Source organism: Pseudomonas sp., assembly GCF_040514055.1.
In the GTDB taxonomy this organism is placed as follows: domain Bacteria; phylum Pseudomonadota; class Gammaproteobacteria; order Pseudomonadales; family Pseudomonadaceae; genus Aquipseudomonas.
Genome location: NZ_JBEVDL010000066.1, coordinates 98,216 through 109,263, shown reverse-complemented (window position 1 = coordinate 109,263; position 11,048 = coordinate 98,216). Strand labels below are relative to the sequence as shown.

At 58.1% G+C, this 11,048-nt stretch carries 8 protein-coding genes; 6 read left to right on the top strand and 2 right to left on the bottom strand.

Features of this window, described 5'->3' with window-relative positions; translation table 11 throughout:
- The first annotated feature begins 72 nt into the window (after positions 1 to 72).
- The 6 genes from ABWY06_RS16960 to ABWY06_RS16935 all read left to right on the top strand — a co-directional run bounded on the left by ABWY06_RS16960 (position 73) and on the right by ABWY06_RS16935 (position 8,567).
- A complete protein-coding gene (locus tag ABWY06_RS16960; protein ID WP_353926745.1) occupies positions 73 to 2,298 on the top strand; it encodes an acyltransferase family protein in 2,226 nt (741 codons plus the stop codon).
- 30 nt (positions 2,299 to 2,328) lie between these two features.
- Positions 2,329 to 2,724: a hypothetical protein gene (locus ABWY06_RS16955; RefSeq protein WP_353926744.1), complete on the top strand. Its 396-nt coding sequence runs from the start codon at positions 2,329 to 2,331 to the stop codon at positions 2,722 to 2,724.
- A gap of 97 nt (positions 2,725 to 2,821) precedes the next feature.
- Positions 2,822 to 5,308 (top strand): glycosyltransferase family 39 protein, encoded by a 2,487-nt coding sequence (locus tag ABWY06_RS16950; protein ID WP_353926743.1) that lies wholly within the window; start codon positions 2,822 to 2,824, stop codon positions 5,306 to 5,308.
- A gap of 109 nt (positions 5,309 to 5,417) precedes the next feature.
- On the top strand, positions 5,418 to 6,275 hold the full coding sequence (locus ABWY06_RS16945) for a class I SAM-dependent methyltransferase (protein ID WP_353926742.1): 858 nt from the start codon (positions 5,418 to 5,420) through the stop codon (positions 6,273 to 6,275).
- Between the two features lie 23 nt (positions 6,276 to 6,298).
- Positions 6,299 to 7,660: a sulfotransferase gene (locus tag ABWY06_RS16940; RefSeq protein WP_353926741.1), complete on the top strand. Its 1,362-nt coding sequence runs from the start codon at positions 6,299 to 6,301 to the stop codon at positions 7,658 to 7,660.
- Positions 7,650 to 8,567, top strand: coding sequence for a class I SAM-dependent methyltransferase (locus ABWY06_RS16935; RefSeq protein WP_353926740.1), 918 nt, complete (start codon positions 7,650 to 7,652; stop codon positions 8,565 to 8,567). Before ABWY06_RS16940 ends, ABWY06_RS16935 begins: the two co-directional genes overlap by 11 nt.
- 184 nt (positions 8,568 to 8,751) lie before the next feature.
- Here ABWY06_RS16935 and cysC read toward each other — a convergent pair whose 3' ends face one another.
- Entirely contained in the window at positions 8,752 to 10,521 is a 1,770-nt protein-coding gene (cysC, locus tag ABWY06_RS16930) for an adenylyl-sulfate kinase (protein ID WP_353926739.1), read from the bottom strand.
- A 174-nt stretch (positions 10,522 to 10,695) separates the two neighbouring features.
- Entirely contained in the window at positions 10,696 to 10,881 is a 186-nt protein-coding gene (locus tag ABWY06_RS16925) for a hypothetical protein (protein WP_353926738.1), read from the bottom strand.
- Positions 10,882 to 11,048 lie beyond the last annotated feature (167 nt).

Below are 11,048 nucleotides of genomic sequence, written 5' to 3'. Positions count from 1 at the left end.
CCAGGCCAGGGCCGGAGCGGCGGGGAGTTGCCTGGGCGTGCGCCGGGAACCGACAGTCACAGGCCAAGCCCAATGACCACCTCTTATCGTGCCGATATCGACGGGTTGCGTGCGGTGGCGGTGCTGTCCGTACTTTTTTATCACGCCGGCCTGGGCTTGTTCAGCGGTGGTTTTGTCGGGGTTGATGTTTTCTTCGTGATCAGTGGCTTCCTGATTACCCGCTTGCTGAAAAACGAAATAGAGGCACAGGGTCGCATCGACTTTCGCAATTTCTATCTGCGCAGGGCCCGGCGCCTGCTGCCGGCGTTCTTTTTCACGCTGGCGGGCACCAGCGTGCTGGCAGTGATTTACCTGTCCCCCGCGCGTTTAGAGGCTTTCGGCGCGTCGCAGATTCATGCGGTTCTGTCGATTTCAAACATCTACTTCTATTCCGTGAGTGGTTATTTTGACAGTGACGCCCTGCTCAAACCGCTGTTGCACACGTGGTCATTGGGGGTTGAAGAACAATTCTATGTTGTCTGGCCGCTCTTGTTGGCGACTCTGATTAGACGAAACCTGCACGCTCCAATCGTCATCCTGGCGATTGGGGTGCTGAGTTTGTGCCTGGCCCAGCAGCAGCTCGCGGCACAGCCCGAGGCCGTATTCTTCCTGATGCCTTATCGCATCTTTGAGTTTGCCATTGGTGCCGTTCTTGTGTGGCTGATGCACCGGCAGCCGAAGGTACCGCTGCTGGCCGAGTTCACCTGTGTCGCTGGCTTGCTGCTGATAGGGACTGCGGTCTTAACCTTTACGGAGAAAACCGCCTTTCCTGGTGTGTATGCTTTGCTGCCTTGTCTGGGGGCCGCCCTTTGCATTTATGCCGGGCAAGCGCCATACGCCGGCTGGCTGCTGCGCAACCGGCTGTTCGCAGGTATCGGCTTGATCAGCTATTCGCTGTATCTGGTCCATTGGCCAATCATCGTATTTTATCAGCAGAGGCTGGGTGCGCGCGTGTTCAGCGCCGCGGATGCGCTGCTGGTGCTGGTCGCCAGCTTGATAGTGGCGCTTCTTATTTACATCTGTATCGAAAAGCCATTGCGCAGGGCGCGCCAGTACAACACCTCGTTTGCCGTGTGCAGCTTGGTATTGTTTATGTCGTTCAGTTACGTCGCCGCGTCCATGTGGGGCCTGGATGGCTGGGCGAACCGCGCCTGGGCGACCTCCGGCAGCATCAGTTCGGCGGCGCTTAAAGCCGGGACGGCGCAAAGGTTTAGGGCGCGTCAGGACATTTGCATACGTAAAGGTTGGGCAGTTTGTGACGAGCCTGAGGCGGGGAAAATCAACGCGTTGATTCTGGGTGACAGCCATGCGGTCGATGCCCTGAATGCCTTCCAGGCCATACACCCTGAGCATGATTATTCCATGTCAACTTTGGGTGGTTGCCCGCCGACCCGTGACATTGAAACCATGGTTCCGGCGAGTCACCCGGAGCGGTCGAAGTGCGTACAGTTGAACCTCCAGCGTTTCGATCTGGCCTATTTGAAGCGTTTCGATTATATCGTGATCAATTTGCTCTACGACTGGTATACCCCTGCGCACCTTCAAGCCTATCTTGAGTTTCTCAAAGCCGGTGGCATCCAGAAAGTAGTGGTGATGGGGGGCTATTTCGTCTTGAAACGTGACATGTATGAAGTGCTCAATGAGAGTGGCTACAGTCGTGGTGCGGTTGAAAACAGCATCAAGGTGACAGCGGAGTATGAAGAAAATTTGCAGGCAATCGTGGAGGGCGCTGGTTATCTGTTCGTGAGTAAGAGGAAATCCTTCTGTTCCACAGGAACCTGTGAACTGTATGACCGTGAGGGCGTGCCCTATACCTACGACCGGCACCATTTATCCTACGCGTTTGCGCACCGCCTCGGCGCCTTCAATCAGGATCGGATTAATGCTTTTTTGACAGGACTAGCGCCCACGCCGCCAACCCTGGCGGCTAGCACGGAGGGGGCGGGCGAAGCGCCAGCCTCGACCGAACTGACGCAGTTCATCTGGTTGACGCCCCAATCCGTCAGCAGCTGCCCAGGAGGCCAACGTGTGCTGGTGCGCTGGGATGTCCGTCGCCATTCGGCGGCCCGGACCATAAAGTTATGGGTCAATCGAGCTGCAGAACCTGCCAAGCTCTTTCTCGAGGCGGGAGCAGTGGGTGAAAAAAGTACGGGTGAATGGGCGGTGGCTGGTATGCAGTTTACGCTGACCGATGCCCAGACTGGAGAGCGCCTGGCCGATGCCCGGCTCAGTGCACAACCCTGTTTAACCAGCCAATAGGCACCATAAGTGCCTTCTAGGGGAACGCGGATGAAATCCAGATTGGTTGTAATGGCTGTATTTGCACTGGGCCTCGCGGGTTGTGGTGATGATAAAGCGCCTGCAAAGGTTGCATCTGCGCCCCCGAGCGTGGCCAGCCGCGGAGTGCTCAAGGTCACCCGCGAGTCGGCACAGGCCATCAGTTGCGTCGGATCGGTGGTTGTGGTGCATTGGGACGCGAGGAAACTCGGGCAGGGCAATGAACTGGGTGCGATACAAATTTGGGCCGACACCGGTACTGACACGCCGATACTGTTTGCCGAGGGTGAAAGCGTGGGGGCCGCCAAGACCGGTAAATGGGTAATACCGGGGCTTAAATTCATCGCCAAATCCATGCGAACCAACGAAATTCTCGATCAGTTTGTGATCTCCGGCCCCAAGTGCTGAGTGCTGAGTGCTGAATGCTGAGTGCTGCAGGCCATGGCTCACCGTGTAGCCTATGGCCGCAACACGTGCGGGTTTTAGCGAGTAAAAGGAATTTACGATGCCAGTGAGTGATGCTGTCGCAGCACCTAATCCTGGTACCAGGGCTCTTAAGGTGTGCGGTTATGCCCTAATCCTGGTTTCACTGGCACTTGGTGCAGGATTGACCTTCTATGGCTTGTCGGCCATGCCGGGGTTTGATTTCAAGAAAGTGGCGGGACTGACTCCTCCCGACTACCTCGTCGTGTTTCTGGCGAGCGGGTTACTGGTCTTCGGCGTCAGTCTATGGCGGCGGGTACCGCCGTTGGCGGTTGGCTGTGGCATCACATTAGCCGCCTTACTCATTTGTGGGGCCCTCTGGCCGTTGTTGGTGGCAGCGCTACTGTTCCTGTCTTCAAGCGTGTTGGGGCAGGGTTTCCTCGCCCTGTTCGGTGTGAAGTTGACGGCTGATGACTGGCCACTGTCGACATTGATCGGTGCGGGCCTGTATGCCACGGCGGTAGGGTTGCTCGCGCGTTTTCCAGTGAACTATGCGGGTTTCTATGCAGTTGGCCTGATCCTGCCGTTGTGCCTGCGTTGGCGTGACTATGGCGCCTTGGGCCGCTACCTCAAGGCTGGCTTGTGGGGCGCCAAGCCATACGAGCATCTGGTGGCCGATCTGTTGCTGGTGAGTTTTGCTCTGGTGTATCTGCTGGTGGCCCTGATGCCAGAAGTGGGGCATGACGCGCTGGCGATGCACTTATTCGTGCCGGCGCGCATCGCGGCTCAGCAACACTGGGATTTCAATGTCGAGCTGTATGTGTGGGCGGTCATGCCGTTGTTAGGCGACTGGCTTTACACCATCGGCTACCTGTTGGGCGGTGAAACAGCCGTTCGCCTGATCAATCTTGGCTTTGTCGGGTTGTTATGCCTATTGCTCCGGGCCTGCGTCCTGTGGGCGGGCGGCTCAGTCGGTGGAGCGCGCTGGGCGATGGTCCTCTTGCTGTCGACCCCCCTGACCTTTACCGCCAGCAGTAGTTTGTATATCGAATCGATCTGGGCTTGCTATGTGATTGCGAGTTGCTGGGTCGTGCTCCGCTTAACGCAGGTTCGTCTGGAAAAGGCCGAGTTGCTGATATGCGCCGGTCTGCTGCTGGGTTTTGCCATGGCGACGAAAATGGTCACCTTTACGTTTATACCGGCGCTTCTGCTGGTGTTGATTTGGCGCCACCGGGCCTGGTTGCAACCGCGGAATGCCAAATACATGGGCGGCGGCGTGCTGCTGGCATTGCTTGTCGGTTTGGTGCCGTATCTGTATGCCTGGCTGCTCACGGACAATCCGGCGTTTCCTTTTTTCAACCATATTTTCAAATCCGAATTTTTTCCGTCAGTGGCATTCGTTGACACCCATTTCGGTAAGGGGATGACCTGGGATGTGCTCTACAGCATCACCTTCGATACCGGTAAATACCTCGGTTCGAAACCTGGGGGCTCCGGTTTCCAATGGGTGCTGATGCTGGTGCCCGTAACGCTGATGCTGGTGGTGCGCAAAAGCTACAAGGCGTTGCTGTTGGTACTGGTTGCGTGCTTGTCCGCCTTTCTGACTTTCGAGCAGATGGCCTATTTAAGGTATGTGTTCCCGGCCGTTGTGTTGTTAGCCGCCGCCATGGGGCTGGTATTCGCCCAGGCCTTGGTCAGTGGGCGATTCGCCGCGGTGACCGCGTATGCTGTGATGGCGGTGACGGTAGCCCTGAATCTGCTGTTTCTACAATCGGCCACCTCTTATGGTGCCCTGTCGTTGCCTGCGCTGCTGAGCGAGCGGGGTCGCTATGATTATCTCCAAACCCGTTTGCCCATACGTAATGCGGTCACCTTGGTTAACCAGATCAACAGCGATCGAAGCCCTGTGGCGTTCTTTGCGGATCCTCTGGCTGCGGGACTCAACGTCGATTACCTGGCGACCAGTTGGTACAACCGCGAGTTCCAGACCGCCGTTCTGAATGCCGACAGGCCATCGACACTCGCCAATGCAATATTCGAGCGAGGTGCCGAGTTGGTTATCCTCGACGAGAATTGGAAAACTCCGAAAATTCGCGCGATGGTCACCGAAGCCACTGCCAGCGTCGCTAAATTCAACAACATTTCGGTTCGACGGGTCCGGCAGACATTTCGTTTCTCAACCGAACTTCTGAAAAATCCAGAGTTTGACTCTGCAGAAGGTTGGTCTTTTGTCAGTGGCGATGTCTTTGTCAAGGGCGTTGGTCAAGTCACGGTGTCGGGTGAACGACCGGCGGTGCAGGTCGTCGCTGTTACCGCGGGGCGTAAATATCTCAATGTCAATCAAGTGTCCTGCATCGGGAAACCCACACGGGGTCGACTCCAGGTCAACTGGCTGGATGCCAGGTCCAAGCCCGTTGGCACCAGTATCAAGGTGTTCGATTGCCTCGGGCCTTTGGCAGAACACACCGCGGAGTTCGTTGCCCCGGCGGGTGCCAAGTACGGCACGGTATTCGCTTCGAGTCACAATGCCGAACCACTGGTATTCGAAAAAAGCTCGTTTCGTATGTGACTAATCATCAGTCTGGAGAGGGAGCGCAGATGCGTCTATGTAGTGCAACCGGGATAGCTGCACGCTGTTCTGGCGGGCCGAATGCTTCATTGATTGAAGAAGCTCGTCGGTGATCTGTTGCTGCTGTGGAGCGACGCTGCAGGCCGGGCTCGCCACTTGGCATTGGGAGTGCAAGGCCTGTGGTTATGAGGCGGCCGATTTTGGTCCGGATATCAACCATCGGGAACGTCACGCCTTGGTCGATGAGTCGGCCCGTGAAGAGGGCTTGAAACAGCTGCGAGGGGGCAATTTCAGGGCATTGGTGGAGGTCCTTAAATGCCGGATCCCATCTGGACAAAAGGTGCTGGATGTAGGCGCCGCGCATGGTTGGTTCGTGCAGGTTGCTTCGCAGTGTTATGACGTGATCGGCATCGAGCCGGATTCCGCTGTCTGTCAGGCGGCCCAGCGTCAAGGCATACCCTTGATCGAGGGTTATTTTCCTGACGCCCTGAGCGCGCAGGATCAGTTCGCGGCGATTGTATTCAACGATGTCTTCGAACACATTCCGGATGTTGCCGGTGGTCTGGAGGCTTGCCGTGCCCATCTGGGGAGCCAGGGACTATTGGTTCTGAACTTACCCTCGAAAGCAGGGTTCTTCTATAAGCTTTCCAGAATTATGCAACGCTGTGGGCTGCCGGGCTCATTTGAGCGCATGTGGCAGAAGGGGCTGCCGTCGCCGCATGTTCATTATTTCGATGAAAACAGCCTGTCGCTGTTGGTTGCGCACCATGGCTTCAAACCTGTGTATCTCGGTTATTTGCCTTCTGTTCAAGCCTCAGGCCTCTATGCACGCATCACTTATATTGGTCGGCCGTCCCGGCTGGTTGCCTGCCTCATATGGGTTGGCATAATGCTCTGCATTCCTTTATTGCGTATGTTCAAGAGCGATATTATGGTCGTGGTTGCACAAAAAAAATTGGTGATCTAGTTGGTTTTGTGTTTGAGGTGTCCATGAGTTTGCAGCCCATATTTGTGATTGGTAGTTACCGCTCGGCAACCAGCTTGATGAGCTGGGTGCTGGGACAGCATCCCAATATATTTCCACTGGAAGAAACGCATTTTATTTACAAGGCCAGTTATGATGCCGTTATCCAGCACGATTTAGGCTGGCGTAACCTGAGTCGTTCTTTTCTGCTCTCGGCCTCCATCAGTCGCAGAGCCTACTGTGTGGCGGCGGGTCGTGGATGCAATGAGTTGATTCTTCCTGCTCGCCATAAAATCGTCGAAAACTCACGACGGCCACAGTACGCCGAGCAAGCCTCCGAGCATATTTCGCTGTCGGCCGACCCCGGGAAAACCCGCTGGTTGGATGCAACTCCGGAAAATGCCCATTACGTTTATTCGTTACGGCGCATGTTTCCCCAGGCCAAGTTTATCCATGTGTTGCGTAACCCAAAGTTGGTGGCCAGCTCCCTGATGAACTTCAGCGGTGTGGGCGCCAGTGACTATGAAGAAGAAAACGCCTACAAAACCTGGACACGCCTGGTGACGGCCTGCCAACTGGCCGAGCAGGCGTTTGGCAGCACGGTGGTCAAGCGCATTTATTATGATGACGTCGTCAACCAACCGGAACAGGTGGTCAGAGAGTGCCTGGAGTTTCTCGGCGAGGAATTTTCGGCAGCGTGCCTGACGCCTTTTTCCGTCAAGGTCAACTCTTCCCGACACAGCCCCCCCGGCGATATTTCGACCGAGGCCAATCTGGGCAGTCCGAAGCCCTATGTACGTGAGGCTTTTAGCCTATACAGGACGCTGCTGAACGAGCCCGATCGTCCTCCTCATGGGCACCTTTGGGCGCTGCGGGCCTGTGCCACTCTGGATGCCGAACATGTATTTTCACGCAGCCAGCAGGGTATTTATGCGCAGAACCAGCAGCTGCGTCAGCTGCATGAGCAGAACCAGCAGCTGCAGGCGATGGTCACGCGGTTAACGGCGGAGAATGTCCGCTTGAGTTTCGAGATCCTGGACTGGGGGCCGCGCAAGGTGCATGTAGGGATGCCGTTTAACGTCCAGGCTAATGGCATGTCGGCGCTGTGGTTCACATTCAAGGGTGCATTACAGGGGATTACGGTCGAGCTGGGCGAAATGCCGTTGAACATAGTCGCCGCGGATTCCCCTGGGACGTTATTGGCGTTGACGCTGCCCAGTGTCACCTGCCTGCCTGGGCAATTCCCTGTGGTATTCAAGAGCCCATTGAATGGGCAGTTGTTGGGCGAGGTCACGCTGACAGTCTACGGGCCTGCTGAAGACGGCCCTGCCCCCCTCGGCGCTGGTGCATATTCTGGCGCCATAAGTGGCACCGCCGATGCGAATTAGCTACCGGGTTCCCCGCAATCAGTTTGCCCTTGTCAATGAAGGCGCCCGATTGAAGCCGGTCGGTTACGTATCCACCCGCTCGAGTTTTGCTTCGCTGTTCCATGGGGCCGCCTTGACCGCGTCGAGGGCCCTGGCCCAGGCGCTGTTGCCAACCCTTGATGTCGAGACGTTCTCGATACGTGGCTTTTGCGCACCCTGCGGTCTGATGGTCAACTTTCGGGTCGACCGTAAAGCCGGCGGGGAACTACAGGATCGCCACTGGCTACCCAACTGGCGAGAGCGTTTGGAGTGTCCGGCTTGCGCGATGAACAACCGCCAACGCCTGATCGCGACGCTGCTGATGCAAGCGTTGGGCGGCAGACCCATGCGCCATGTTTACCTGATGGAGCAGGTCACCCCCATTTATCGCTGGGCCAAACGAGCACTGGTCGCTCACCGGCTGTATGGCAGCGAATACCTTGGGCACGAGTACCCGAGCGGTACCTCCGTTCAAGGGCTGCGGCACGAGGACGTCCAGCAGTTGAGTTTTGCCACTGCGACACTGGACCTGATCGTCAGCAACGATGTGTTGGAGCACGTGCCGCATCCCCGGCAGGCCTTTGCCGAGTGCGCACGGGTGCTGAAACCCGGTGGATCGCTGTTGGCCACCATTCCGTTTCATGCCAATAGTGAGACGACGGTGTGTCGTGCGCAATTGATCGATGGAAACCTGCTGCACCGCTTACCACCGGCCTTCCATGGTAATCCGGTTTCTGAAAAAGGCTCGTTGGTGTTCAGCGATTTCGGTTGGGATATCCTGGAGCAGATGAAATCCGCGGGCTTCACCGACGCTTATCTGGAACTCTACGCTGCTGAACGCCTGGGCCACTTGGGAAGCGGAGAATTGGTATTCAGGGCAATTAAATAACCCGTAACTCGGCGGTTAGGCTGGCACCGGTCCAGGCATATTTATCTGCCACCTGGTCGTTTCGATAAGGCGTTCTGGAATCCTTTTTCGGATTTGCCTGAGGCTGAAGTCAGGGAGAAGACTCGCGTGTTACAAGCATTGATTCCTCAATGAGTAGCGGAGCAACCCATTCGGTATTTCTGCCTTACTGGGCCTCGACAATTCGGGCCAACAGATCGAGGACGGCAGCGTTGAGGTCGCAGCGTCCGGCATTGATGACATGCTCCGCCGCCAGCGGTGGTTCATACGGGCTGCCCAACCCGGAGAGGTTCGGCAATTGGCCCGCCCGAGCCTTTTTATAGAGGCCCTTGACGTCCCGTTGCTCGCAGACCTCCAGCGGGGTGCTGACATAGACCTCGCGGAAGTTAGCTGCCCCGATCAGGTCCCGGGCCATTTGCCGCTCACGCCGGAAGGGCGAGATAAAGGCGGTCATGACCACCAACCCTGCCTCCATCATCAACTTGGCTACTTCGGCGATACGACGGATGTTTTCCACCCGATCGGCATCGGTGAACCCCAGGTCCTTGTTCAGGCCCTGGCGCACGTTATCGCCGTCCAACACATAGGTGCGATAGCCCTGGGTGTGCAGGGCCACTTCCAGGGCATTGGCCAGGGTCGACTTGCCGGATCCGGACAGGCCGGTGAACCAGATCACCTGCCCACGGTGGCCGTTCTGTCGCTCGCGTTGCGCTCGCCCGATGGTTAGCGCCTGGGCATGCACGTTCTGCGAGCGTCGCAAGCTGTGGGTCAGCATGCCGAACGCCAGCGTCCGCTGGTTGTCGCGGTCCTGCAGCCAGAATCCCCCCAAGGTGGTGCTATGGGCGTAGGCATCGAATGCCAGCGGCTGTTGGGTGGCCAGGGTGCAGCGGCTGACATCGTCGCGTTGCAAGGTGGTACTGGCCTGTAGCGAGAGGTCATGCAGATCGTATCGGTGTTTCAAGCCGGTCAGCGAGGCGCTGGTTTGCTGGTTGGCCAAACGCAGTTCGTACGTACGGCCCACCAGCCCCGGTTCGTCATCCAGCCAAACCAGCGTCGCTTCGAACTGGTCGCTCGTCTCCAGGGGCAGATGGGCCAGGCTGAGGATGTCGTCCGCACGCGCGCTGATGTCAGGGTGCAGGTGCAGCAGCACCGATTGACCGGCGTTAACCTGTTCGCCGGGTCCAGCCGGTCCGTGGATATGGACGACCCGGGCGGTCTCGCCGGATCGAGCCACCCGTAACTCGTCACCCAGCGCGAGCACGCCTTCGCTCAGCACAGCCCGATAGGCGCGCGCTCCGCAGTCGGCGATTTCGATTCGCGCCAACGGCAGCACCACCCTTTGGGGCTCGGTAACGGCAAGCTTGTCCAGGGTCTCCAGTAGACTGGGGCCGCCATACCAGGCGCGCGCAGCTGTCGAGGGTGCAAGGCAAGGCAGCGAGGTGACCGAGCAGAACCCCTGTTGTCGACTGAGCTCGCCCAACACCCGGCGTAGGTGTGCGAAATGCGGCTCGTCCAGCGGCGTCGCCGGTGTATCGATCAACCACAGCAGATGGCGCAGACCCAACAGCCGGAGCAGGTTCAGCAAGCCGGGCAATCCTTCAGACAACGGCGTGTTGCCATCCACCCACAGCAGGACCACCTCGCTGTCTGCCGCCACGGGGGCCAGCGCGCTGGGTGTTTGCGCCAATGGCCAGCACAGCTGATAACCGCGCCGGGGCGTGTCGAACCGCAACTGCGGGCGCGAGTTGTTTGGCTGCTCCCACCATTGTCGACTCGGCGAATCGATGTGCCGATCCGGCGGTGCTACCGAGTGGGCGGCGAGGCATTCGGCCACGCGTTGGCGAGTGTCGGCGCCGCCGCCACACAACAGCAGCCGTAGCGGTTCCCCGGGCCGGGATGAACGAGACGGGTCATGGTGGGTGGGCTCAGGTGGCATCGGGGCGTCCTTATCGGGCTGCGGTAACCGGCGAATCAAGGGTCGCGCAACCCACCGGGTAGGGCGGGGCGGCCTTCCAGCATGACCGCTCTGGCCAGGGGTTGTAGGCATCGCCCTAGAGTACAGGGCGAGTTCCTTGCACAGCTACTGGCAGTCTGGAAAAGGCCCATACGCTCAGCTCCCGAACATATGGGGCTTGTTCGATAGAAAGGTCCAGGAGCTGGCTTCGCGAAAGCGTTGGGTGTTCTCCTTTGTCGCGCTTAAGCGTAAGGCCCGCAGCAGCGTGTCGAAGGTCAGCAGCCTGACCTGCTTCTCGATCAACTGGAAGCGTTCCTCACTGCTGCCATTCTGCAGTTTCACGGTGAAGGCGATGTCGATGACGGCGCGGCCACGGCCTTCCCCGTTGGCCGCAGGTTGCAGTGGGAAACTTTAGCCGCCCACGACCAACAGGTGTAGGCAGGGAGCAAGACGCTGCGCATCGGGGGCCTTGCGGTGAATCTCGGGCTACCACTCACCGAAACCAGCCG